Origin of the sequence: Pseudomonas sp. SC3(2021), from assembly GCF_019856535.1 — a bacterium.
Classification (GTDB): Bacteria; Pseudomonadota; Gammaproteobacteria; order Pseudomonadales; family Pseudomonadaceae; genus Aquipseudomonas; species Aquipseudomonas monsensis.
The window spans coordinates 1,960,041-1,983,363 of the sequence record NZ_CP082236.1 but is presented as its reverse complement, the minus strand read 5'-3'; the positions used below and the strand labels follow the sequence as shown (position 1 = coordinate 1,983,363).

General features: G+C 60.7%; 22 protein-coding genes. 10 read left to right on the top strand and 12 right to left on the bottom strand.

All coding sequences use genetic code 11. The features are described from left to right. Positions 1-12 precede the first annotated feature (12 nt). Positions 13-420 carry a flagellar basal body-associated protein FliL gene (locus tag K5Y35_RS08745; RefSeq protein ID WP_177490592.1) on the bottom strand — a complete coding sequence of 136 codons (408 nt, stop codon included), beginning with the start codon at positions 418-420 and terminating at the stop codon, positions 13-15. Between the two features lie 150 nt (positions 421-570). Here K5Y35_RS08745 and K5Y35_RS08740 point away from each other — a divergent pair, with 150 nt between their 5' ends. Continuing rightward, a complete protein-coding gene (locus K5Y35_RS08740; RefSeq protein ID WP_123469716.1) occupies positions 571-1,548 on the top strand; it encodes an NADPH:quinone oxidoreductase family protein in 978 nt (325 codons plus the stop codon). A gap of 14 nt (positions 1,549-1,562) precedes the next feature. Here the strand turns inward: K5Y35_RS08740 and K5Y35_RS08735 are convergent, their stop codons facing one another. Next, the gene (locus tag K5Y35_RS08735) at positions 1,563-2,192 is read right to left on the bottom strand and encodes a flagellar basal body-associated protein FliL (protein WP_222834080.1); all 630 of its coding nucleotides are present in this window, start codon (positions 2,190-2,192) and stop codon (positions 1,563-1,565) included. 225 nt (positions 2,193-2,417) lie between these two features. On the opposite strand from K5Y35_RS08735, the gene glpT reads away from it, so the two are divergent. Beyond that, on the top strand, positions 2,418-3,767 hold the full coding sequence (gene glpT / locus K5Y35_RS08730) for a glycerol-3-phosphate transporter (RefSeq protein WP_122596666.1): 1,350 nt from the start codon (positions 2,418-2,420) through the stop codon (positions 3,765-3,767). On the opposite strand, the gene K5Y35_RS08725 is transcribed toward glpT, so the two are convergent. Then, positions 3,743-4,411, bottom strand: a complete 669-nt coding sequence (locus K5Y35_RS08725; RefSeq protein ID WP_123469719.1) for a gamma-glutamylcyclotransferase — start codon at positions 4,409-4,411, stop codon at positions 3,743-3,745. The genes glpT and K5Y35_RS08725 overlap by 25 nt on opposite strands. A 354-nt stretch (positions 4,412-4,765) precedes the next feature. On the opposite strand from K5Y35_RS08725, the gene K5Y35_RS08720 reads away from it, so the two are divergent. Further along, entirely contained in the window at positions 4,766-5,242 is a 477-nt protein-coding gene (locus K5Y35_RS08720) for a sn-glycerol-3-phosphate transporter (protein ID WP_261991389.1), read from the top strand. Positions 5,243-5,295: 53 nt separating this feature from the next. Here the strand turns inward: K5Y35_RS08720 and K5Y35_RS08715 are convergent, their stop codons facing one another. The 6 genes from K5Y35_RS08715 to K5Y35_RS08690 form a co-directional block, all read right to left on the bottom strand. Then, on the bottom strand, positions 5,296-6,264 hold the full coding sequence (locus tag K5Y35_RS08715) for a CDP-6-deoxy-delta-3,4-glucoseen reductase (RefSeq protein WP_123469722.1): 969 nt from the start codon (positions 6,262-6,264) through the stop codon (positions 5,296-5,298). After that, positions 6,264-7,730 (bottom strand): 4-hydroxy-3-polyprenylbenzoate decarboxylase, encoded by a 1,467-nt coding sequence (gene ubiD / locus K5Y35_RS08710; RefSeq protein WP_003229330.1) that lies wholly within the window; start codon positions 7,728-7,730, stop codon positions 6,264-6,266. The genes K5Y35_RS08715 and ubiD overlap by 1 nt, the downstream gene beginning before the upstream one ends. A gap of 80 nt (positions 7,731-7,810) precedes the next feature. After that, a complete protein-coding gene (locus K5Y35_RS08705; protein WP_186744066.1) occupies positions 7,811-9,772 on the bottom strand; it encodes an acyltransferase family protein in 1,962 nt (653 codons plus the stop codon). 139 nt (positions 9,773-9,911) lie between these two features. Continuing rightward, entirely contained in the window at positions 9,912-11,171 is a 1,260-nt protein-coding gene (gene rho / locus K5Y35_RS08700) for a transcription termination factor Rho (protein WP_003229334.1), read from the bottom strand. Positions 11,172-11,418: 247 nt separating this feature from the next. Then, the gene (trxA, locus tag K5Y35_RS08695; protein WP_003206727.1) at positions 11,419-11,748 is read right to left on the bottom strand and encodes a thioredoxin TrxA; all 330 of its coding nucleotides are present in this window, start codon (positions 11,746-11,748) and stop codon (positions 11,419-11,421) included. A gap of 120 nt (positions 11,749-11,868) precedes the next feature. After that, a complete protein-coding gene (locus K5Y35_RS08690; RefSeq protein ID WP_123469725.1) occupies positions 11,869-12,576 on the bottom strand; it encodes a FadR/GntR family transcriptional regulator in 708 nt (235 codons plus the stop codon). Between the two features lie 256 nt (positions 12,577-12,832). Between K5Y35_RS08690 and K5Y35_RS08685 the strand changes: the two genes are divergently transcribed. The 5 genes from K5Y35_RS08685 (at position 12,833) to ppx (ending at position 17,389) form a co-directional block, all read left to right on the top strand. Then, positions 12,833-13,618 (top strand): transporter substrate-binding domain-containing protein, encoded by a 786-nt coding sequence (locus K5Y35_RS08685; protein WP_128613829.1) that lies wholly within the window; start codon positions 12,833-12,835, stop codon positions 13,616-13,618. Positions 13,619-13,639: 21 nt separating this feature from the next. Then, positions 13,640-14,308: an amino acid ABC transporter permease gene (locus tag K5Y35_RS08680; protein WP_123469728.1), complete on the top strand. Its 669-nt coding sequence runs from the start codon at positions 13,640-13,642 to the stop codon at positions 14,306-14,308. Then, complete coding sequence (locus K5Y35_RS08675; RefSeq protein ID WP_123469729.1) at positions 14,305-14,955, top strand: amino acid ABC transporter permease; 651 nt, start codon at positions 14,305-14,307, stop codon at positions 14,953-14,955. Before K5Y35_RS08680 ends, K5Y35_RS08675 begins: the two co-directional genes overlap by 4 nt. Continuing rightward, complete coding sequence (locus K5Y35_RS08670; RefSeq protein WP_095186877.1) at positions 14,942-15,679, top strand: amino acid ABC transporter ATP-binding protein; 738 nt, start codon at positions 14,942-14,944, stop codon at positions 15,677-15,679. Before K5Y35_RS08675 ends, K5Y35_RS08670 begins: the two co-directional genes overlap by 14 nt. 207 nt (positions 15,680-15,886) lie before the next feature. Further along, the gene (gene ppx, locus K5Y35_RS08665) at positions 15,887-17,389 is read left to right on the top strand and encodes an exopolyphosphatase (RefSeq protein WP_128613826.1); all 1,503 of its coding nucleotides are present in this window, start codon (positions 15,887-15,889) and stop codon (positions 17,387-17,389) included. A 242-nt stretch (positions 17,390-17,631) separates the two neighbouring features. Here the strand turns inward: ppx and ppk1 are convergent, their stop codons facing one another. Continuing rightward, entirely contained in the window at positions 17,632-19,857 is a 2,226-nt protein-coding gene (gene ppk1, locus K5Y35_RS08660) for a polyphosphate kinase 1 (protein ID WP_222834079.1), read from the bottom strand. A gap of 18 nt (positions 19,858-19,875) precedes the next feature. Continuing rightward, the gene (hemB, locus tag K5Y35_RS08655; RefSeq protein WP_128613824.1) at positions 19,876-20,889 is read right to left on the bottom strand and encodes a porphobilinogen synthase; all 1,014 of its coding nucleotides are present in this window, start codon (positions 20,887-20,889) and stop codon (positions 19,876-19,878) included. Between the two features lie 207 nt (positions 20,890-21,096). Here hemB and K5Y35_RS08650 point away from each other — a divergent pair, with 207 nt between their 5' ends. After that, entirely contained in the window at positions 21,097-21,747 is a 651-nt protein-coding gene (locus tag K5Y35_RS08650; protein WP_123469737.1) for a DedA family protein, read from the top strand. Between the two features lie 299 nt (positions 21,748-22,046). Continuing rightward, positions 22,047-22,715 (top strand): isoprenoid biosynthesis glyoxalase ElbB, encoded by a 669-nt coding sequence (gene elbB / locus K5Y35_RS08645; protein ID WP_123469739.1) that lies wholly within the window; start codon positions 22,047-22,049, stop codon positions 22,713-22,715. A 117-nt stretch (positions 22,716-22,832) separates the two neighbouring features. Here elbB and K5Y35_RS08640 read toward each other — a convergent pair whose 3' ends face one another. Then, positions 22,833-23,288: a YaiI/YqxD family protein gene (locus K5Y35_RS08640; protein WP_027610467.1), complete on the bottom strand. Its 456-nt coding sequence runs from the start codon at positions 23,286-23,288 to the stop codon at positions 22,833-22,835. Positions 23,289-23,323: the final 35 nt, after the last annotated feature.

The following is a 23,323-nucleotide window of genomic DNA, read 5'->3' as shown; positions in this document are numbered from 1 at the left end:
CCGCCAGCGTGATTACTGAATGATCAGGTTGTTGAACAACAGGTCTTCAACCACCGGCTTGCCGGTTTCGTCGTTCATCACTTGCTGAGTCTGCTTCAGGGCTTCCTGACGCAGTTTTTCCTTGCCTTCGATGCTGCTCATCGCCTCGCTGGTCTGCTGGGTAAACAGCGCCACCAGTTGATTGCGGATCAGCGGCTCGTTGGCCTTGACCAGTTTGGTCGCCTCTTCACCGGTCACGCGCAATGCCACGTCGGCCTTGTAGACCTTCAGCTTCGGCGTGCCGTCCAGCCCGTAGTTGCCCACGAACGGCGGGCTCAGGGTGATGTAGTTGACCTTCGGCGCCTCGCCTTCTTTGGCTTCTTCGGCCAGCGCTGCCACAGGCAGAGACAGGGCCAGCAACAACATGATCCACGCTTTCACAATTCGCTCCTTATCCGGTTTGCGGCCTAGCATAACGACCCGCCGCGCAAGCACAAGCTTATGGCTGACTATCAGGGTCGGGCATGCTCGTTGACCCGTTGACTGACACACCTACACTTATCGGCCATCACTCCCAAAGGAATAGCCCTGATGAAAGCCGTGCTGTGCAAAGCCTTCGGCCCTGCCGAATCGCTGGTGCTGGAAGACGTCGCCAGTCCTGCCCTGAAGAAGAACGAAATCCTGCTGGAGGTGCACGCCGCCGGGGTCAACTTCCCGGACACGCTGATCATCGAGGGCAAGTACCAGTTCAAGCCGCCCTTCCCGTTCTCGCCGGGCGGTGAAGCGGCCGGCGTGGTCAGCGCCGTGGGCGAAAAGGTCGGCCATTTGAAGGTCGGCGACCGGGTCATGGCTTTGACCGGTTGGGGCAGCTTTGCCGAACAGGTCGCGGTGCCGGGCTACAACGTCCTGCCGATCCCGCCGTCGATGGATTTCAACACCGCCGCCGCGTTCAGCATGACCTACGGCACCTCGATGCACGCCCTTAAACAACGGGCGAACCTGCAACCGGGCGAAACCCTGCTGGTGCTGGGTGCGTCTGGCGGTGTGGGGCTGGCGGCGGTGGAAATCGGCAAAGCCATGGGTGCCCGCGTCATCGCTGCCGCCAGCAGCGCGGAGAAACTCGCCGTGGCCAAGGCTGCCGGTGCCGATGAGCTGATCAATTACAGCGAAACCAGCCTCAAGGACGAAATCAAACGCCTCACTGACGGCCAGGGTGCCGACGTGATCTACGACCCGGTGGGCGGTGACCTGTTCGATCAAGCCATCCGCGCCATCGCCTGGAACGGCCGGCTGCTGGTGGTCGGCTTCGCCAGCGGACGCATCCCCGAGTTCCCGGTCAACCTCGCGCTGCTCAAGGGTGCGGCAGTGGTCGGCGTGTTCTGGGGCTCCTTCGCCCAGCGCCAGCCGCAGGATAACGCGGCGAACTTCCAGCAACTGTTCGGCTGGTTCGCCGAGGGCAAGCTGAAACCGCTGGTGTCGCAGGTGTATCCGCTGAGCAACGCGGCGCAGGCGATCAATGATCTGGGGCAGCGCAAGGCTGTGGGCAAGGTGGTGGTGCAGGTGCGCTGAAACCGCAGCGTTTCTCAGCCGCCGGGCGATGATGCCGCGTCGCCCGGCAACAGCTGCTCCTGCACCTTCTCGCTACGGGACGGGATGAGCCGCCCGTTCTCATCGAAGCGCAGGACGATCAGCCAATCGAACACATCATCCGGCCATTTTTCCTGGCCCATCAGCGCTGTGGGGTCGCCACCAAAGGCCTTGAGCAGTTTGTTGATGTGGCCGTGATGCCAGGCGATCAACACCGTTTGCGCCTGATTGCTTTTGCGCAACAGTTTGACCAGTTGATGAAGATCGCCATTGACGTAGGGTTGCTCAATCGCAAGGTTCAGACGCTGGGCCAGCGGGGTCAGGGTCAGACGCGAACGTGAACTCTCCGGGACGTCGCCGGCAGCGATCAGACGCTGGGGGGTGAGCGTCTGGCCGTCGAGTTTCAGCGGATTGAAATAGTCGACGTAGGCGGCCGCACGCTGTTCGCCTCGGGCATTGAGCGCCGATCCCTCGGCCGGTTTTTCCGCATGCCGAATGATCAGCACCGTGGCGTTGCGCAGACCGGAATGAGTCGGATGATCGGTGATGATCAATGTCAGTAATACAACGGCAAGACCCGCTGCCACCAAAAATCTCGGCATCAATCTGCGAACCTTCAGTGGCATTGCTTATCTCGGCTGATCAATCGGTTGAACTGGCCGCGAGTCTAAGCCACCCGATCTTCAGAAGTGGTGAAAACGCCCTGTTCTTACAGCTGAGCGACAGGTTCATAAAGGAAAGTGCGATTTCCAACATTTCCGCTGTTTTGCCAATGCGAACCGGTGCTATTTTCGGTAACGAAACTGTAACATTCGCATCCGCAGTCAAAACAAGAAATCTGGAGCTCTTGAATGTTTGCTTTCTTTCGTCCTGCCGCCCATCAGGCTCCATTGCCTGAAGAAAAAATAGACAGCACCTACCGACGCCTGCGCTGGCAGATCTTCGCCGGTATCTTCTTCGGTTACGCGGGTTACTACCTGCTGCGCAAAAACTTCTCCCTGGCCATGCCGTACCTGATCGACGAAGGCTACAGCCGTGGCGATCTGGGTCTGGCAATGTCGGCCATCGCCATTGCCTACGGCCTGTCCAAGTTCCTGATGGGCCTGGTCTCCGACCGTTCCAATCCGCGTTACTTCCTGCCGTTCGGCCTGCTGGTATCGGCCGGGGTGATGTTCATTTTCGGTTTCGCGCCATGGGCGACGTCCAGCGTGACCATGATGTTCATCCTGCTGTTCATCAACGGCTGGGCCCAGGGCATGGGCTGGCCACCGAGTGGACGCACAATGGTGCACTGGTGGTCGCAGAAGGAACGCGGCGGCGTGGTCTCGGTGTGGAACGTGGCGCATAACGTCGGCGGTGGCCTGATCGGTCCGCTGTTCCTGCTCGGCATGGGCCTGTTCAACGACTGGCACGCAGCGTTCTACGTGCCCGCAGCCGTGGCGCTGGGCGTGGCGGTGTTTGCCTTCATCACCATGCGCGACACCCCGCAATCGGTCGGCCTGCCGCCGATCGAGAAGTACAAGAACGATTACCCGGAAGGCTACGACGCCAGCCACGAAGACGAATTCAGCGCCAAGGAAATCTTCGTCAAATACGTGCTGCGCAACAAAATGCTCTGGTACATCGCCCTGGCCAACGTCTTCGTCTACCTGCTGCGCTACGGCGTGCTGGACTGGGCGCCGACCTACCTCAAGGAAGCCAAGGGTTTCACCGTGGATAAAACCTCGTGGGCCTATTTCTTCTACGAGTGGGCGGGTATTCCGGGCACGCTGCTGTGCGGCTGGATGTCGGACAAGATCTTCCGTGGCAACCGTGGCCTGACCGGCATGGTGTTCATGGCGCTGGTGACCGTCGCAACGCTGGTGTACTGGCTGAACCCGGCCGGCAACCCGACCGTGGACATGATCGCGCTGTTCTCGATCGGCTTCCTGATCTACGGACCGGTGATGCTGATCGGTCTGCAGGCGCTGGAACTGGCGCCGAAGAAAGCCGCCGGCACTGCTGCGGGCTTCACCGGTCTGTTCGGTTACTTGGGTGGTTCGGTCGCCGCCAGTGCGGCGATGGGCTACACCGTTGACCACTTCGGCTGGGACGGTGGTTTTGTGCTGCTGGTGGGCGCTTGCCTGCTGTCGATGGCCTTCCTGGCCCCGACGCTATGGCACAAGCAAGTCGCCAGTCAGAGCCGCGAAGCCGTCGCTTGATCGCTTTGTGATTTACAGCGCTTGAGCCGCGCCTCCAGATTCCGGTCCGGCATGGCGTGGCTGCGCAGGGCGTGGGCGGTCTGCTCGACATAATCGCGAGTGGTACCGTAGCGCCCGCAAGCGCTTGCGAACACCTGACTCAGCACGTGATCCGGCAGGTTGCCGGCGTAGCTGGGCAGGTGTCGCTCCAGCACAAACCCCAACGCCTGAACCTGACTGCCATCTTCGAGCCGGCAGTTGAGCCAGTGCGGGCGATAGGACGGGAACGGCATCTCGCGTTTCCACAGCGCATAAAGCGCACTGTCGAGGTTCTCTTCCGGCAACCGATAGGCGAAGCCGCTGCACGAACCGCCGCGATCCAGACCGAACACCAGCCCGGGCATTTCCGGCGTACCGCGATGCTCATGCGACCACAGGTACAAACCGCGGTGGTAGCCATGGACTCGCCCGCGCACCCGCTCCACTGCCGTACATTCCGGACGCCAGATCAGCGACCCGTAAGCGAACAGCCAAACCGGCCCGCCCTTGTGGCGCGCCATGGTCGATTGCATCGAGACGAGAAGTTGTTCGTGGGTCAGCTGCGGCCCCAGATCGAGCCGCGGAGGGTAAGCCAGATTCACAAAAGCAGATTCAATGGCTGTCATGACGGAAATGTTCGGCCCCGCAAGTATTACAAGATGTAAGCACAATTCGCTGGATAGAACATATAGCAGTAACTGTAAAACGAAAAGTGCTAAAGGATGTATGACTGGCTCAATAGCGTTAAATCGAGATTAGCGGTCCCGGTTAACGGCTTTTATATAGCCTAATACCATTGCAGGAATATCTTAAATACCCGAATGAAATATGCATAAGCCTTCCCTTGTTCAGGAACGGTTCAAGAAAACGCAGGAATTTTCCTACTAGAATGTCGGACTTTATGTCTTTCCAGTCGCTGAACGCCTACGTATAACGGCCTTCTTCTGGCGCAAGCCATCCCGTTTAACCGAGGCTGCAACATGAACGCACCCAGGCTTTTGGCCGCATTGTTATTGCTTCAGACCGGCCAGGCTCTGGCCACCAATGATTCACAAAAAGACGATGGCTTCTGGTACGCACAAACCAGTGTCTATACCCGCCATTACTCGCCCGACCCTGAACACAATAATCATCAGGACTTGATCGGCATCGAACGCAATCAGGCTTCCGGCTGGGTATTGGGCGGGGCAACTTTTCGCAACTCATTCAGTCAGCGCTCGAACTATGCCTATGTCGGCAAGCGCTATGACAGCCGGGAGTATCCGGTGTATCTGAAAGTCACCGGCGGCCTGTTGCAGGGTTATCGCGGTGATTACAAGGACAAGATCCCGTTGAACCGCTTCGGCGTGGCGCCGGTAGTCATTCCGTCCGTCGGTACTCACTACGGCCCGCTGGCGGCCGAGCTGGTGTTTCTCGGCGCCAACGCGGCGATGGTGACGACCGGCGTACGTTTCTAGGGATTGGGCTCAACGCTCGTGCGGCTCAATTCGCGAAGCTCAATTCGCGCGGCTCAAGAGCGCGGCGCATAGGCAAACACGTCCGCGCGCATCTGGTGTGCATCCATCCCGGCTTCCACCAGCGCATCCAGCGTACCGTAGACCATCGCCGGCGAGCCGCTGGCGTAGACGTGCAGCGGCTTCAGATCCGCGAAGTCTTCACACACGGCCTGGTGCAACATCCCGCAGCGCCCTTCCCAACCGCACTGGTCGCTGACGACTTTGTGCAGGAACAGATTGGGCAGTTTCAGCCATTCGTCCCAATGCTCGATGTCGTAGAAATCTTCCGGACGACGCACCCCCCAGTACAGATGCACCGGGTGTTTGAAGCCGTTGGCGCGGCAGTGTTCGATCAGGCTGTGAATCTGGCCCATGCCGGTACCGGCGGCGATCAGCACCAACGGCCCGTCAGGCAATTCGGCGAGGTGAGTGTCGCCAAACGGCAGTTCGACGCGCACCAGCGGGTTGCGTTGCAACTGTTCGATCAGGCTCAGCGCACTGGCTTCACGCGCCAGCACGTGGATTTCCAGATCACGCCCGCCGTGCGGCGCCGAGGCCATGGAGAACGCCGACTTCTCGCCGCTCTCGCGCTCGATCATCAGGTACTGTCCGGCGTGATAGCGCGGCGGTTTACCGGCCGGCGCCCGCAAGCGTACACGCCAGGTGTCACCGCCAACGTCCCGGCATTCGATGACCTGACACGACAGGCTGCGCACCGGCAGTTCTCCCAACGCCAGCACGCCATCCCACAACAGGATGCAGTCTTCCAGCGGCTCGGCTATGCAAGTGTAGAACTCGCCGTGGTCGTGCACCTTGCCGGCCTGTTCGACCCGGCCTTCGACCAGCAACGCCGCACACACGTGGCAGTTGCCGTTGCGGCAGCTTTGCGGGCAGTCGTAGCCCAGGCGCCGCGCACCGTCGAGAATCCGCTCACCGGGCTGTATCTCAAGCACCGCTCCGGAGGGCTGCAGGGTTACACGCATCAATCTATTCCTAACTGATTCCAGATGGCATCGATCCGCTGGGTGACGGCATCGTCCTTGACGATCACGCGGCCCCACTCGCGGGTGGTTTCGCCCGGCCACTTGTGGGTGGCATCCAGGCCCATTTTCGAGCCCAGGCCGGAGACCGGCGAGGCAAAGTCGAGGTAGTCGATCGGCGTGTTGTCGATCATCACCGTGTCGCGCTTGGGGTCCATGCGCGTGGTGATGGCCCAGATCACGTCGTTCCAGTCCCGGGCGTTGATATCGTCGTCAGTGACGATAACGAACTTGGTGTACATGAACTGTCGCAAAAACGACCAGACACCGAGCATCACGCGCTTGGCATGCCCCGGATACGACTTCTTCATCGTCACCACGGCCATGCGGTACGAGCAGCCTTCCGGCGGCAGGTAGAAGTCGGTGATCTCCGGGAACTGCTTCTGCAGGATCGGCACGAACACTTCGTTCAACGCCACGCCAAGGATCGCCGGCTCATCCGGCGGACGGCCGGTGTAGGTGCTGTGGTAGATCGGTTTGATCCGGTGGGTGATGCGCTCGACGGTGAACACCGGGAAGCTGTCGACTTCGTTGTAGTAGCCGGTGTGGTCGCCGTATGGGCCTTCGTCGGCCATTTCGCCAGGATGGATCACGCCTTCGAGGATGATCTCGGCGGTGGCCGGGACTTGCAGGTCGTTGCCGCGGCACTTGACCAGTTCGGTGCGGTTACCCCGCAGCAGGCCGGCAAAGGCGTATTCGGAAAGGCTGTCCGGCACTGGCGTTACGGCACCGAGGATGGTCGCCGGGTCGGCACCGAGGGCCACGGACACCGGGAACGGCTGGCCCGGATGCTTCTCGCACCACTCACGGAAGTCCAGCGCGCCGCCACGGTGGCTGAGCCAGCGCATGATCACCTTGTTGCGGCCGATCACTTGCTGACGGTAGATACCGAGGTTCTGGCGGTCCTTGTTCGGGCCTTTGGTGACGGTCAGGCCCCAGGTGATCAGCGGGCCGACGTCGCCGGGCCAGCAGGTCTGCACCGGCAGCATCGCCAGATCGACATCGTCGCCTTCAATGACCACTTCCTGGCACACCGCGTCTTTGACGACTTTCGGCGCCATCGAGATGATCTTGCGGAAGATCGGCAGTTTCGACCACGCGTCCTTCAAGCCCTTCGGCGGCTCCGGCTCCTTGAGGAAGGCCAGCAGCTTGCCGATTTCGCGCAGCTCGCTGACCGACTCGGCGCCCATGCCCATGGCGACCCGCTCGGGGGTGCCGAACAGGTTGCCGAGCACCGGAATGTCGTAGCCGGTGGGTTTCTCGAACAGCAGCGCCGGGCCCTTGGCCCGCAGTGTGCGGTCGCACACCTCGGTCATCTCCAGCACCGGCGAGACGGGAATCTGGATGCGTTTCAACTCTCCGCGCTGCTCAAGCTGCTGCACGAAATCCCGAAGATCCTTGAATTTCATTGACGATGGCACCCTCAAAATAGGCGTACATCCTACCTGCTCTGACGGGCAAACAGCAGCCCGTCAGTGCCCGGGATCGCTCAATTGTGGCTAGTACCCAGCAGCAATGGTGCAAACAGCGGGCTCAGTCTGGCACTGCCCACGTCCGACAGATGGTCGGCATCCTTGTACTGCGAGTGGCCATCGACATCAATGGCGCAGAGTCCGTCCTTGCACATCAGCGAGGTCGGGTCGATAACATGCACGCCGGGATCCGCCGCACTCATCGAGCCGAACAGCTCGGTGAAAAACCGCTGGCGCGCCAGATGCTCGTTGAGCGGGCGACCGAGCCCTTGCGCCGAGCGCCCGATGCGCGCGAGGCTGGTCAGGCGGTCGATGTAGCTCTTGTGCTGCAGCGGCACTTCCTTGAACAGCCAGACTTGCACACCAGCCGCGCGTAGCTCAGCCACTTGCGCCTTGAGCCCGGCAGCCAGACGCTGTTCCGCTTGCGCCGGACTGTCCTTGCGCTCAAGCAGAAACTGTCTGTCGCCGTCGCCATCTTCGCGACCATAAATGTACAGGCTCCAGTTCGCCGCCAGTACGACATCCTTGATCCCTCGACTGAGCACCAGCGCCATGTTGCGTTTGTTGAAGTCCTGGCATTGAGGGCGCAGGCGGTCTTCGACAATCGGCGGGCAAGCCGTCAGGCTGTACAACCAGACCGGCTGCGCGTCGCGACCGAGAGTGCCGGCGATGGCCGGCAACAGTGCCGCCGTGTGACTGTCGCCCCAGAACATCTTGGTCGGAGCGACCTGTTCATCGCCGCCCAACCGACAGGCCTTGTCCAGCGTTTTGTCCGTGCTCAGCTGCATGCAATCCGCTTGCCCGGCCTTCCACTCCCGCGATTGCGCGTATTCCAGCGCCTTGCCGGTCAGACGCTGTGGCACACCGTCTGACGAGTTAATCACCGAGCCGGTAATCGCCAGCACGGTGATCGACAGCAAACCACCGACCAACATGGAATTCCGCTTGGCGAACACTCGTTTCTCACGAAAGGGCAGCTCGATATAACGCAGACTCAACCAGGCCAGGGCCAACGCCAGGGCCATCCAGCCAAGCGCCTCCAGCGGCTGGATGCCGTCGATAGAAATTGCATTGGCATACACATAAACCGGCCAGTGCCACAGATACAGGGAGTAGGACAGCAGGCCGACCCACACCAGAACGCGGACACTCAACAGACGGCTGGCCCACGTCGCACCTTGCGCGCCCGACCAGATCAACGCGGTAGTGCCCAATACCGGCAGCAATGCCGCCCAGCCCGGGAACACCGTGGACTTGTCAAAGGTGAATATCGCCAGCAGCACCGCCGCCAGTCCGGCCACGCCCACCGACTGGCGCAGCCACGGCCGTGCGACGTGTTTCGACGCGGGCAGCACCGCCAGCATTGCTCCGCAGAGCAGCTCCCAGGCGCGGGTCGGCAGCGCGAAGAAGGCGAATTCAGGCCGGCGTTCGATATAAATGAGGTTCAGGCCAAACGACACCAGCAGGACCGCGAACAGCATCCAGCGCCAATGACGGACATAACGCATCAGCAACACCATCATCAACGGGAAGAAGATGTAGTACTGCTCCTCCACCGCCAGCGACCAGGTATGCAGCAGCGGTTTGAGCTCCGACGCCGGCGCAAAGTAGCCGTCTTCACGCATGAACAGAATGTTGGAAATGAACAGCGACTGGTAACGAATCGTCCGCCCGAGTTCAGCCAGGTCTTTGGCTGTCAGCAACAGCCAGCCTAAAGCCAGCGTCACCACCACAACCACAGTCAACGCCGGCAGAATGCGCCGGGCACGACGGCCCCAGAAGTCGAGAAAACTGAAACGCTGTGCGCTGATTTCGCGGAACAGGATCGAGGTGATCAGGAAGCCGGAAATGACGAAGAACACATCAACGCCGACAAAACCGCCGCTGAATGTAGTGAATCCGAAATGAAACAGTACGACGGGAATAACCGCCAGTGCCCGTAATCCGTCGATATCACGGCGATTGCCAAACGTGTGCATGAAAAACCTTACTCGTTCTGGATACAAAGTTCCTGGAAAGCGCGAAAGTTATCAGCCGCGTACATTTCAATCCATATACAAATAATCTGAGGCAAAAAAAAGCGCCCTTCCGGGCGCTTCTTTTTAAACAGCTGGAGTATTACTTGCGCTTCATCGACAAGAAGAACTCGTCGTTGGTCTTGGTCGTCTTCAGCTTGTCGACCAGGAACTCGATGGCAGCCACTTCGTCCATCGGGTGCAGCAGCTTGCGCAGGATCCACATACGCTGCAGTTCGTCGTCGGCGGTCAGCAACTCTTCGCGGCGGGTGCCGGAACGGTTGATGTTGATGGCCGGGAACACGCGCTTCTCGGCGATCTTGCGATCCAGAGGCAGCTCCATGTTGCCGGTACCCTTGAACTCTTCGTAGATCACTTCGTCCATCTTCGAGCCGGTTTCAACCAGCGCGGTGGCGATAATGGTCAGCGAGCCGCCCTCTTCGATGTTGCGCGCAGCACCGAAGAAACGCTTTGGCTTCTCCAGGGCGTGAGCATCGACACCACCGGTCAGGACCTTGCCGGAGCTCGGGATCACGGTGTTGTAGGCACGGGCCAGACGGGTGATGGAGTCGAGCAGGATCACCACGTCCTTCTTGTGTTCGACCAGGCGCTTGGCCTTCTCGATCACCATTTCAGCCACCTGGACGTGGCGGGTCGGCGGCTCGTCAAAGGTCGAGGCAACCACTTCGCCGCGCACGGTGCGCTGCATTTCGGTCACTTCTTCCGGACGTTCGTCGATCAACAGCACGATCAGGTGAACTTCAGGGTTGTTACGGGCGATGTTCGCGGCGATGTTCTGCAGCATGATCGTCTTGCCGGCTTTCGGCGGTGCAACGATCAGACCACGCTGGCCTTTACCGATCGGAGCGCACAGGTCGATCACACGACCGGTCAAGTCTTCGGTGGAACCGTTACCGGCTTCCATCTTCATGCGCACGGTCGGGAACAGCGGGGTCAGGTTCTCGAAGAGAATCTTGTTTTTCGCGTTCTCTGGACGATCGAAGTTGATCGTGTCGACCTTGAGCAGGGCGAAATACCGCTCGCCTTCCTTCGGAGGGCGGATCTTGCCAACGATGGTGTCACCGGTGCGCAAGTTGAAACGGCGGATCTGGCTCGGCGAGACGTAGATATCGTCCGGGCCGGCGAGATAGGAAGCGTCAGCGGAGCGCAGGAAGCCGAAGCCGTCCTGGAGAATCTCCAGCACGCCATCACCGGAGATTTCCTCGCCGCTTTTCGCGTGCTTTTTCAGCAGGGAGAAAATCACGTCCTGCTTGCGCGAACGGGCCATATTTTCTATGCCCATCTGTTCGGCCAATTCGAGCAGTTCGGTAATCGGCTTTTGCTTGAGTTCAGTCAGATTCATATAGGAATGACGTAATCATTTATGGAGGGGGGAAATTAAGCTTTTGGCTTAATGAGGCCGCGCCGCGGAGAAGGCGACAGGATCGCGAACTTGTTCGAAAAGGAGTGCGTCGGCGACGGCTAGCAGGGGGCAGTGGAGAAACCAGTGCGGGGCCGAATGTACCACCTGAGTTTCGGAGCGTCTAGCCCTGAATACGCAAAAAGCCCCGCAATTTGCGGGGCTTTTTTTCAGCGATTTACCGCGACGCTTAGATGTTGGCGTCGAGGAAAGCAGCCAGTTGCGACTTCGACAGGGCGCCGACTTTGGTCGCTTCAACGTTGCCGTTCTTGAACAGCATCAGCGTCGGGATACCACGCACGCCGTGCTTGGCCGGGGTTTCCTGGTTTTCGTCGATGTTCAGTTTGGCGACGGTCAGCTTGCCTTTGTAAGTCTCGGCAATCTCGTCCAGAACCGGAGCGATCATTTTGCAAGGGCCGCACCATTCAGCCCAGTAGTCGACCAGGACAGCGCCTTCGGCCTTGAGTACGTCGGCTTCGAAGCTGGCGTCGCTAACGTGTTTGATCAAATCGCTGCTCATGGAATTCTCCAGGTTGTAAGCAAAAAAACGTGGCCCATCATAGCCGCCCTTCCCTTGTTCAGGAAGCTGCAGTTGATTGAGTCTTGCTATGGCGCCCCATGAGTCTGGGTATAGCTCAAGTCACGCCGTGGCGGGGGCAATGAAGGCGATTCCGGTGCGCAGGGCTGCGTTGCGCACGTGCTCCTGCATGGCTTTCTGGGCGGCAGCGGACGCCCGGCGGGCCAGGGCGCGGAGGATCTTGCGGTGTTCCTGCCAGGTTTCCATCGCCCGTTCGGCGCGGATGAACGGTAGCTTCTGGCTCTCGAGAAAGATTTCGGCGCTGGCGGTGAGAATGCTCAGCATCGCCTGGTTGCCGCTGGCCAGCAGGATGCGGCGGTGGAAGTCGAAGTCGAGTTTCGCCGCCGCTTCGAAATCACCCGCCTTCAATTGCTCGCGCATCGCGGCAACGTTGTCCTCCAGCGCATCCAGATCAAGCGTGCTCAGCGTGACCGCCGCCAGCCCGGCGGCAAACCCTTCCAGCGCATAGCGCAGCTGAAAGATATCCAGCGGCGAAGCCTGTGCCGCAAAGGGCCAGCCTGGCGCCTGGCTGCCGTGCGGCAATTCCACCGGCGATTGAACGAACACGCCCTTGCCCGGCTGAATACTGACCACACCGAGCGCACTCAGCGACGACAGCGCCTCGCGCAATGAAGCCCGGCTGACGCCCAACTGCAAGGCCAGGTCCCGTTGCGACGGCAACGCATCGCCCGCACCGAAACCCTGTTCGGTGATCAGTTTGCGGATGGCTTGCAGCGCCACTTCGGGTACGGCACGGGAGATCGAGTTCATGGTTTTCCAGACGAACCAGGCCAAGGTGCGGCTAGTTGTAAAGCTATTCGCTGACGCCGGCAAGTCGTGCCCCAGCAGGGTTCGGCGCCGTACACCGATGCGCTATCGGAGTGCGAAAAACAACCTGACTGTTCAGACCAGTAAGACCGAACAAATCCGCCAAAACCGCGGCCTGCGCGGGGGAAACCCGAGTATTGGCACGCCCCATGCTCTGTCCGATCGCAGAAATCACTTCCCGCCGATCCGGAGATTTGCCATGACACTGCGTTACCGCGCCCTCCTCGCCGCCCTGTTTTCCAGCCTGTTGCTCAGCCAGATCCCCGCCCACGCCGACGCGCTGGATGACGTGGTCAAACGCGGCACATTGAAAGTCGCCGTGCCCCAGGACTTCCCGCCGTTCGGCTCGGTCGGCCCGGACATGAAGCCCCGTGGCCTGGACATCGACACAGCGAAACTGCTGGCCGATCAACTGAAGGTCAAACTCGAACTGACCCCGGTCAACAGCACCAACCGCATCCCGTTCCTCACCACCGGCAAGGTCGATCTGGTGATCTCCAGCCTCGGTAAAAATCCGGATCGCGAGAAAGTCATCGACTTCTCCCGCGCCTACGCCCCGTTCTACCTCGCCGTGTTCGGCCCGCCTGATGCCGCCATCACCACGCTCGACGACCTCAAAGGCAAAACCATCAGTGTCACCCGTGGCGCCATCGAAGACATCGAGCTGAGCAAAGTCGCCCCCGAAGGCGTGACCATCAAGCGCTTCGAAGACAACAATTCGACCATCGCCGCCTACCTCGCCGGCCAGGTTGACCTGATCGCCAGCGGCAACGTGGTGATGGTCGCGATCAGCGAAAAGAACCCGAAACGCGTGCCGGCGCTGAAAGTGAAGCTCAAGGATTCGCCGGTCTACGTCGGCGTGAACAAGAACGAGCCGGCGCTGCTGGCCAAGGTCAACGACATCCTGACCACCGCCAAGGCTGACGGCGCACTGGAAAAGAATTCACAGACCTGGCTGAAAGAGCCGCTGCCGGCCGATCTCTGATCGACTGCGCGGGAGACCTACATGGCTTATCAGTTCGATTTCATTCCGGTGCTGCAAAACACCGACCTGCTGTTGCGCGGCGCCTTGTTTACCCTGGAACTGACGGCCATTGGCGCATTCTTCGGGGTCGGCGTGGGCATCGTCGGCGCGCTGGTGCGGGCGTGGAACATCCGCCCGTTCTCGGCGATTTTCGGCGTCTACGTCGAGTTGATCCGCAACACGCCGTTTCTGGTGCAACTGTTCTTCATCTTCTTCGGCCTGCCGTCCCTCGGCGTGCAGATTTCCGAATGGCAGGCAGCCGTGCTGGCGATGGTGATCAATCTCGGTGCGTATTCGACCGAGATCATCCGCGCCGGCATCCAGGCGATCCCGCGCGGGCAACTGGAGGCCGCAGCGGCGCTGGCGATGAGCCGTTTCGAAGCGTTCCGCCACGTGGTCCTGCTGCCGGCGCTGGGTAAGGTCTGGCCGGCCCTGAGCAGCCAGATCATCATCGTCATGCTCGGGTCGGCGGTGTGTTCGCAAATCGCCACCGAAGAGTTGAGCTTTGCCGCCAACTTCATTCAGTCGCGCAATTTCCGCGCCTTTGAAACCTATGCGCTGACCACACTGATCTACCTGTGCATGGCGTTGCTGATCCGCCAGTTGCTCAACTGGCTGGGGCGCCGCTATCTCTCGAGGAGCAGCCAATGAGCGACTTCACCTTCTGGGACATCCTGCGCAACCTGCTCACCGGCCTGCAGTGGACGCTGGCGTTGTCGCTGGTGGCCTTCATCGGCGGCGGGATCGTCGGGCTGCTGATTCTGGTCATGCGCATTTCGAAAAGCCCGCTGTCGAGCAACATCGCCCGCACCTGGATCGAGCTGTTCCAGGGCACGCCGCTGTTGATGCAGCTGTTTCTGGTGTTCTTCGGCGTAGCACTGGCCGGGATCGAGATTTCACCGTGGATGGCGGCGGCGATTGCCCTGACGCTGTTTACCAGTGCCTATCTGGCGGAAATCTGGCGTGGTTGTGTCGAAGCGATTCCTCATGGCCAGTGGGAAGCCTCGTCGAGCCTGGCGTTGAATCCGCTGGAGCAACTGCGCTACGTGATCCTGCCGCAAGCCCTGCGTATCGCGGTGGCGCCGACCGTGGGCTTCTCGGTGCAAGTGGTCAAGGGCACGGCGGTGACCTCGATCATCGGCTTCACCGAACTGACCAAGACCGGCGGCATGCTCGCCAACGCCACGTTTGAACCGTTCATGGTCTACGGCCTCGTCGCCCTCGGCTACTTCCTGCTCTGCTACCCCTTGTCGCTCAGTGCGCGCTACCTGGAAAGGAGACTGCATGCCTCTGCTTAGAATTTCCGCCCTGCATAAATATTACGGCGACCACCACGTGCTCAAAGGCATCGACCTCAGCGTCGAAGAAGGTCAGGTGGTGGCGATCATCGGCCGCAGCGGCTCGGGCAAATCCACCCTGCTGCGTACACTCAACGGCCTGGAGTCGATCAATGACGGGGTGATCGAAGTCGACGGCGAATACCTCGACGCTGCCCGCGCCGACCTGCGCAGCCTGCGGCAGAAAGTCGGCATGGTGTTCCAGCAGTTCAACCTGTTCCCCCACCTGACTGTGGGCGAGAACGTGATGCTCGCGCCGCAAGTGGTGCAGAAAGTGCCCAAGGCCAAGGCGGCCGAACTGGCGCGCAAGATGCTCGAACGCGTGGGCCTGGGGGAGAAGTTCGATGCGTTTCCGGATCGCCTCTCCGGCGGTCAGCAGCAGCGCGTGGCGATTGCCCGGGCACTGGCGATGTCGCCCAAGGTGCTGCTGTGCGATGAGATCACGTCGGCGCTGGACCCGGAGCTGGTCAACGAAGTGCTCAGCGTGGTGCGGCAACTGGCCAAGGAAGGCATGACGCTGATCATGGTCACCCACGAAATGCGCTTTGCCCGGGAGGTTGGGGATAAGTTGGTGTTCATGCATCACGGCAAAGTGCATGAGGTGGGGGATCCGAAGGTGTTGTTTGCCAATCCGCAGACGGCGGAGCTGGCGAACTTTATTGGCACGGTGGAAGCGACAGCCTGAAGATCTTCTTAGGCAGTGATGCCCTCTTCGCGAGCAAGCTCGCTCCCACATTGGAATGCGCTCACCTGTGGGAGCGAGCCTGCTCGCCAATGGCCGCGCCGCGATCTCCAGACTTTCTGCGCTGAATCAAGGGTTTGAACCGTGCGCGTTGGCGCCAGCGTTTGATCGTGGCACGATGTCGGGGTTATCGACCGAGACCCCCTGACCATGCCGCAATCCCAAGCCAAGAATCTGTCCCTGATCGCCGCAATCGACCTGGGCTCCAACAGCTTTCACATGGTCGTGGCCAAGGCCCAGAACGGTGAAATCCGTATCCTGGAGCGCCTCGGAGAGAAGGTTCAGCTCGCCGCCGGCATCGACGATGAGCGCCATCTCAACGAAGAATCGATGCAGCGCGGCCTCGATTGTCTCAAGCGGTTTGCCCAACTGATCAACGGTATGCCGCTGGGCGCCGTGCGCATTGTCGGCACCAACGCCCTGCGTGAGGCCCGCAACCGTGGCGAATTCATCCGCCGCGCAGAAGAAATTCTCGGCCATCCGGTGGAAGTCATCTCCGGGCGTGAAGAAGCGCGCCTGATCTATCTGGGCGTCTCGCACACCCTCGCCGACACCCCGGGCAAACGACTGGTCGCCGACATTGGCGGCGGCAGTACCGAATTCATCATTGGGCAAAGATTCGAACCGCTGCTGCGCGAAAGCCTGCAGATGGGTTGCGTCAGCTTCACCCAACGCTACTTCAAGGACGGCAAGATCACCCCGGCCCGCTACGCCCAGGCGTACACCGCAGCGCGACTGGAGATCATGAGCATCGAGCACGCCCTGCACCGCCTGACCTGGGATGAAGCCATCGGCTCCTCGGGCACCATCCGCGCTATCGGCCTGGCACTGAAGGCCGGCGGGCATGGCACGGGCGAAGTGAACGCCGAAGGCCTGGCCTGGCTCAAGCGCCGCCTGTTCAAGCTCGGCGATGTCGACAAGATCGATTTCGAAGGCATCAAGCCTGATCGCCGGACGATCTTCCCGGCGGGCCTGGCGATTCTCGAAGCGATCTTCGACGCCCTCGAACTGCAACGCATGGATCACTGCGACGGTGCCTTACGCGAAGGCGTGCTCTACGACCTGCTGGGTCGCCATCACCACGAAGACGTGCGCGAACGCACCCTGACCTCGTTGATGGAGCGTTATCACGTCGACCTGGAACAAGCGGCGCGGGTCGAACGCAAGGCGCTGCATGCCTTCGATCAGGTCGCGGCCGACTGGGAGCTGGATGACGGTATCTGGCGCGAACTCCTGGGCTGGGCGGCGAAAGTGCACGAAGTCGGGCTCGACATCGCTCACTATCAGTACCACAAACATGGCGCTTACCTGATCGAGCATTCGGACCTCGCCGGGTTCTCCCGCGAAGACCAGCAAATGCTCGCCCTGCTGGTACGTGGCCATCGCCGCAACATTCCCAAGGATAAATTCGCCGAATTCGGTGACGACGGCGACAAGCTGATTCGCCTCTGCGTGCTGCTGCGCTTTGCGATCCTGTTCCACCACATCCGGGGCACCCAGGCGATGCCGCAGGTGGCATTGCACGCCAAGGGCGACAGCCTTGATGTGGAATTTCCGGAAAACTGGCTGGATGAAAACCAGCTGACTCAGGCGGATTTCGGGCTTGAGGCCGAGTGGCTGACGCGGGTGGGGATTGTCCTCACCGTTCACTGAGTTAAATCTCAGGTGCAAAAAAGGCGATCCTTCTGGATCGCCTTTTTTATTCGGTTCGACTTGGGGACGGAGGTTAACCCTCACCCCAGCCCTCTCCCGAGGGAGAGGGCGCCGATCTCCGCTGGCTTCAAGGCCTGAGTTCGACTCGGTAGCTCAGGTCGACGTATAGCTCGAAACACCTCGGCCAGCCCCCTCTCCCTCTGGAAGAGGGTTAGGGTGAGGGGCTTTTGACTTTCAAGGCCTCAGCTGCTCACCGGCAGAATCGGGCTGCCCAGACGCTCCAGCAACGTCGCCTGCGCACTGCGCGGGTTCTGATTACCGGTTGGCGTGTTGCGGATGTAGCGGCCATCCGACTGCAGGCTCCAGCTGTGGGTGTTGTCGGTCAGGTACAGCTCCAGCTCTTTCTTGACGCGGGTCAGCAGCTTCTTGCCTTCTACCGGGAAGCAAGTCTCGACGCGCTTGTCGAGGTTGCGCTCCATCCAGTCGGCACTGGAGAGGAACATTTGCTCCTCGCCACCGTTGAGGAAGTAGAACACCCGGGTGTGCTCGAGGAAGCGGCCGATGATCGAACGCACGTGGATGTTGTGCGAAACCCCGGCGATGCCCGGCCGCAGGCAGCACATGCCACGCACCACCAGGTCAATGCGCACGCCGGACTGGCTGGCCTTGTACAGCGCGCGGATGATCTTCGGATCGGTCAGCGAGTTGAACTTGGCGATGATGTGCGCCGGTTTGCCGTCGAGGGCAAACTGCGTCTCGCGGGTGATCATGTCGAGCATGCCCTTCTTCAGGGTAAACGGCGCATGCAGCAGCTTCTTCATGCGCAGGGTTTTACCCATGCCGATCAACTGGCTGAACAGTTTGCCGACGTCTTCGCACAAGGCGTCGTCGGAGGTCAGCAGGCTGTAGTCGGTGTACAGACGGGCATTGGCGGCGTGGTAGTTACCGGTGCCCAGGTGTGCGTAACGCACAATCTCGCCGGCCTCGCGACGGAGGATCAACATCATCTTGGCGTGAGTCTTGAAGCCGACCACGCCGTAAATCACCACCGCACCGGCCGCTTGCAGGCGGCTGGCCAGTTGCAGATTGGACTCTTCGTCGAAGCGTGCGCGCAGTTCGATGACCGCGGTCACTTCCTTGCCGTTACGCGCGGCGTCCACCAGCGCATCGACGATCTCGGAGTTGGCGCCGGACCGGTACAGGGTCTGGCGCACCGCCAACACATGCGGGTCTTTCGCCGCTTGACGCAGCAGGTCGACCACCGGGGTGAACGACTCGAACGGGTGCAGCAGCAGGATGTCCTGTTTGCTGACAACGCTGAAAATGTTCTCGCTGTTCTGCAGCAGTTTCGGGATCTGCGGGGTGAACGGCGTGTATTGCAGCTCCGGATGGCTGTCCAGACCGGTGATGCTGAACAGGCGGGTCAGGTTGACCGGGCCGTTGACCTGATACAGCTCGGTCTCGCTCAGATTGAACTGCTTGAGCAGGTAGTCCGACAGGTGTTTCGGGCAGGTGTCGGCCACTTCCAGACGCACCGCATCACCGTAGCGACGCGAGAACAGCTCGCCACGCAGGGCGCGCGCAAGGTCTTCGACGTCTTCGGAATCGAGCGACAGGTCGGCGTTTCGGGTCAGGCGGAACTGGTAGCAGCCCTTGACCTTCATGCCTTGGAACAGGTCATCGGCGTGGGCGTGGATCATCGACGACAGGAACACATAGTTGTCGCCCGGGCCGCCGACTTCTTCCGGCACCTTGATGATCCGTGGCAGCAGACGCGGCGCCGGGATGATCGCCAGACCGGAATCGCGACCAAAGGCGTCGATACCTTCCAGCTCGACGATGAAGTTCAGGCTCTTGTTCACCAGCAACGGGAACGGGTGCGTCGGGTCGAGGCCGATCGGGGTAATGATCGGTGCAATTTCGTCGCGGAAATAACGGCGCACCCAGGTCTTGAGCTTGGTCGTCCAGTAACGGCGACGGATGAAGCGCACCTGGTGCTTTTCCAGCTCCGGCAACAGGATGTCGTTGAGAATCGCGTACTGGCGGTCAACGTGACCGTGCACCAGTTCGCTGATCCGCGCCAGCGCCTGATGCGGCTGCAGCCCGTCGGCACCGGCCTGTTCCCGGGCGAAGGTGATCTGCTTTTTCAGGCCGGCGACGCGGATTTCGAAGAATTCGTCGAGGTTGCTGGAGAAGATCAGCAGGAACTTCAGCCGCTCCAGCAACGGATAGGACTCGTCCAGCGCCTGCTCCAGCACGCGGATGTTGAATTGCAGTTGCGAGAGCTCGCGGTGGATATACAGACTGCTGTCATCCAGGCCAGGAATCGCGATCACCGGTGCCGCCGAGGCGGCTTCGACAACCGGCACGGGTGGCGCAGGCTCCAGTTCCGGCGGGGTTTCGGTGATTTGTTCCACCACCGGCTGAGCTTCTTTTACTGCAACTTCTGTGAGTCCTTCGGTATTCATCGAATGTTCCTGGGAGGGCTATTTCTGCTCTCGTAACAATTGAGCGGCACGGACAGCAAAGTAAGTCAGGATGCCATCAGCGCCGGCACGTTTAAAGGCGGTCAGTGATTCGAGAATCACCGCCTCGCTCAACCAGCCATTCTCGATCGCCGCCATGTGCATGGCGTATTCGCCGCTAACCTGATAGACGAAGGTCGGCACTTTGAAGGCATCTTTTACCCGGAAAAGAATGTCGAGGTACGGCATGCCGGGTTTGACCATGACCATGTCCGCGCCTTCAGACAAGTCGGCGCCGACTTCGTGCAGCGCTTCGTCGCTGTTGGCCGGGTCCATCTGATAAGAAGCCTTGTTCGCCTTGCCGAGGTTCGAGGCCGAACCGACTGCATCGCGGAACGGGCCGTAATAGGCGCTGGCGTACTTGGCCGAGTAGGCCATGATCCGCACGTTGACATGGCCGGCGACTTCCAGCGCTTCGCGGATCGCCTGAATGCGACCGTCCATCATGTCCGACGGCGCAACCACCTGGGCACCGGCTTCGGCATGGGACAGGGCCTGACGGACCAGTGCGTCGACGGTGATGTCGTTCTGCACATAGCCGTCTTCGTCGAGGATGCCGTCCTGACCGTGGGTGGTGAACGGGTCGAGCGCGACGTCGGTGATCACGCCCAGCTCCGGGAAGCGCTCACGCAGGGCGCGGGTGGCGCGCTGGGCGATGCCTTGAGGGTTCCAGGCTTCAGCGGCGTCGAGGGATTTGAGTGCTGCAGGCGTGACCGGGAACAGGGCCAGCGCCGGAATCCCCAGTTCGACCCATTTCGCCGCTTCTTCGAGCAGCAGGTCGATGGTCAACCGTTCCACACCCGGCATCGAGGCCACGGCTTCGCGGCGGTTTTCACCGTCGAGCACGAACACCGGCAGGATCAGGTCATCGACCGTCAGCACATTTTCCCGCACCAGCCGACGCGAAAAATCATCACGGCGATTGCGGCGCAGGCGGGTGGCTGGGAACAAACGGTTGGCAGGGGTAAAGCTCACGGCAGACTCCTGAGCCCGCGCAAACGGGCGAGCGTGACAGTTATAGACCGCCATTATGACGAACAGATTACAGTTGTGCGTGCCCCGTGACATGTAGCCGCATTCCATTGTCAGTGTAGGAATTGTTCACGTCGAGACACATTTGGACACTTTCCTGAATGTGTACGAAGGGTTAGGCTGCGCGTTCATTTCGCCAGCACCCAGACAATGCTCCAACAATTTCTGCATGACTTCGGCTACTTTGCCTTGTTCCTCGGCACGTTCTTCGAAGGCGAAACCATCCTGGTGCTCGCGGGCTTCCTCGCGTTCCGTGGATACATGGACATCAACCTGGTGGTCGTCGTGGCGTTCTTCGGCAGCTATGCCGGCGATCAGCTGTGGTACTTCCTGGGGCGCAAGCACGGGCGCAAATTGCTCGCGCGCAAACCGCGCTGGCAGATGATGGGCGACCGCGCGCTGGAGCACATTCGCAAGCACCCGGACATCTGGGTCCTGAGCTTCCGCTTCGTGTATGGCTTGCGCACGGTAATGCCGGTGGCGATCGGCCTGTCGGGTTATCCGCCGGGACGTTATCTGCTGCTCAACGGCATTGGCGCGGCGATCTGGGCCACCGCGCTGGCTGCGGCGGCTTACCACTTCGGCGCGGTGCTGGAAGGCATGCTCGGCAGCATCAAGAAATATGAACTGTGGGTGCTGGGTGCGCTCTTGTTGCTGGGCGTCGGCCTGTGGCTGCGCCGCCGCTTCAAGAATGCGCGGCTGGCCAGGCAGGTTTATGCCGACGAGCAAGCCGCAAAAGCTGCGCAGTTGCATCAGGCCGAGCAGGCCAACGCTGCCGAACCCAAGCCGCCAACCGAGTAACTCGCTGGCGACAGGCATACAGCCCGACACCACTGAACAGGCCACATCCGGACTGAACGACTCTTTCAGTCGGGAATGTCACTCATCCCACCTGCTGTAACGGATTGCCGTTCGCCAGCGGCGTTCTCACGCCCAGAATCAGCCGCTCCTTACGCAACAGACCATCCCGAATAATGAACACCCCGGCGTTGTTGCGATCCATGTAGTAAGCGTTCCATGCAGGTGCTGCCGCACTTGAGCCTATGGCAACGCACGGCAAATTAGTGGACATTGAGCGCCATGAATCTGGAGAGAACCCCATGAGCAAAAAAGTTGCAGTGATCCTGTCCGGCAGTGGCGTATACGACGGCGCCGAGATCCATGAAAGCGTCATCACCCTGCTACGCCTGGATCAACGCGGCGCGCAAGTGCAGTGCTTCGCCCCGAACATCGCGCAATTGCATGTGATCAATCACCTGACCGGCGAAGAAATGCCCGAAACGCGCAACGTCCTGGTGGAGTCGGCACGGATCGCCCGGGGCAACATCAAGGACATCCGCGAAGCCGACGTCGATGACTTCGACGCGCTGATCGTGCCTGGCGGTTTCGGCGCAGCGAAAAACCTCTCGAACTTCGCCGTCGAAGGTGCCGGCTGCAGCGTCCAGCCGCAAGTGCTGGAACTGGCCGAGGCGTTTGCCGAAGCGGGCAAACCGGTTGGCCTGATGTGCATCTCGCCAGCGCTGGCGGCGAAGATCTACGGCCCGGGCGTGACCTGCACGATCGGCAACGACGCCGACACGGCGACCGCGATGAACAAGATGGGCGCCACCCACGAAGACTGCGCGGTGACGGAAATCATCGAAGACAAGGCGCGCAAACTGGTGACCACCCCGGCTTACATGCTGGCCCAGAACATCAGTGAAGCGGCTGCGGGGATCAATAAACTGGTCGATCGCGTCCTCGAACTGACCCACGAAAATGATGCCTGACGCGTTCTGATGCCGGAGTGAGCCTGCTCGCGATGGCGGCGGTACAGGCAACAATTTTGTTGAATGTTCTACCGCTATCGGGGGCAGGCTCACGCCTACAGGGGATCCTTGCCTGGTTCAGGACTGGCGTGCAAGGCGCGTGAGGATACGGTCCAGCGCATTGGCAAACGCCTGCTTCTCGCGCTCGCCGAATGGCGCCGGGCCGCCGCTGATCTGGCCCTGCTCGCGCAGGTCGGTGAACAGGTTGCGCACCGCCAGCCGCTCGCCCATGTTCTGCGCATCGAACTCCTTGCCCCGCGGGTCCAGCGCCGCCACCCCCTTCTTCACCAGACGATCGGCCAGCGGAATATCGCTGCAGATCACCAGTTCACCGGGCACCGCGTGCTCGACCAGATAATCGTCCGCCGCATCCGGGCCACTCGGCACCACGATCAATTTGACGATCGCCAGCCCCGGTTTGGTCTGCGGTTGCCCGGCCACCAGCACCACTTCGAACTGGCGCTTGAGGGCGAACTTCACCACCAGGTCCTTGGCGGCCCGAGGGCAGGCGTCGGCATCAATCCATACACGCATGTTTTTTTCCTCTTTTAAAAGCATCGCGGGCAAGC

Bases quoted from the DNA above. Each gene is read 5' to 3' on its own strand.
- K5Y35_RS08640 (WP_027610467.1), bottom strand. From the start codon at position 23,288: ATGCGTGTATGGATTGATGCCGACGCCTGCCCTCGGGCCGCCAAGGAC.
- K5Y35_RS08740 (WP_123469716.1), top strand. From the start codon at position 571: ATGAAAGCCGTGCTGTGCAAAGCCTTCGGCCCTGCCGAATCGCTGGTG.
- K5Y35_RS08735 (WP_222834080.1), bottom strand. From the start codon at position 2,192: ATGCCACTGAAGGTTCGCAGATTGATGCCGAGATTTTTGGTGGCAGCG.
- K5Y35_RS08685 (WP_128613829.1), top strand. From the start codon at position 12,833: ATGACACTGCGTTACCGCGCCCTCCTCGCCGCCCTGTTTTCCAGCCTG.
- ppk1 (WP_222834079.1), bottom strand. From the start codon at position 19,857: ATGAATACCGAAGGACTCACAGAAGTTGCAGTAAAAGAAGCTCAGCCG.
- K5Y35_RS08650 (WP_123469737.1), top strand. From the start codon at position 21,097: ATGCTCCAACAATTTCTGCATGACTTCGGCTACTTTGCCTTGTTCCTC.
- trxA (WP_003206727.1), bottom strand. From the start codon at position 11,748: ATGAGCAGCGATTTGATCAAACACGTTAGCGACGCCAGCTTCGAAGCC.
- K5Y35_RS08675 (WP_123469729.1), top strand. From the start codon at position 14,305: ATGAGCGACTTCACCTTCTGGGACATCCTGCGCAACCTGCTCACCGGC.
- ppx (WP_128613826.1), top strand. From the start codon at position 15,887: ATGCCGCAATCCCAAGCCAAGAATCTGTCCCTGATCGCCGCAATCGAC.
- K5Y35_RS08670 (WP_095186877.1), top strand. From the start codon at position 14,942: ATGCCTCTGCTTAGAATTTCCGCCCTGCATAAATATTACGGCGACCAC.
- K5Y35_RS08715 (WP_123469722.1), bottom strand. From the start codon at position 6,264: ATGCGTGTAACCCTGCAGCCCTCCGGAGCGGTGCTTGAGATACAGCCC.
- glpT (WP_122596666.1), top strand. From the start codon at position 2,418: ATGTTTGCTTTCTTTCGTCCTGCCGCCCATCAGGCTCCATTGCCTGAA.
- K5Y35_RS08690 (WP_123469725.1), bottom strand. From the start codon at position 12,576: ATGAACTCGATCTCCCGTGCCGTACCCGAAGTGGCGCTGCAAGCCATC.
- K5Y35_RS08680 (WP_123469728.1), top strand. From the start codon at position 13,640: ATGGCTTATCAGTTCGATTTCATTCCGGTGCTGCAAAACACCGACCTG.
- K5Y35_RS08705 (WP_186744066.1), bottom strand. From the start codon at position 9,772: ATGCACACGTTTGGCAATCGCCGTGATATCGACGGATTACGGGCACTG.
- elbB (WP_123469739.1), top strand. From the start codon at position 22,047: ATGAGCAAAAAAGTTGCAGTGATCCTGTCCGGCAGTGGCGTATACGAC.
- K5Y35_RS08725 (WP_123469719.1), bottom strand. From the start codon at position 4,411: ATGACAGCCATTGAATCTGCTTTTGTGAATCTGGCTTACCCTCCGCGG.
- rho (WP_003229334.1), bottom strand. From the start codon at position 11,171: ATGAATCTGACTGAACTCAAGCAAAAGCCGATTACCGAACTGCTCGAA.
- K5Y35_RS08720 (WP_261991389.1), top strand. From the start codon at position 4,766: ATGAACGCACCCAGGCTTTTGGCCGCATTGTTATTGCTTCAGACCGGC.
- ubiD (WP_003229330.1), bottom strand. From the start codon at position 7,730: ATGAAATTCAAGGATCTTCGGGATTTCGTGCAGCAGCTTGAGCAGCGC.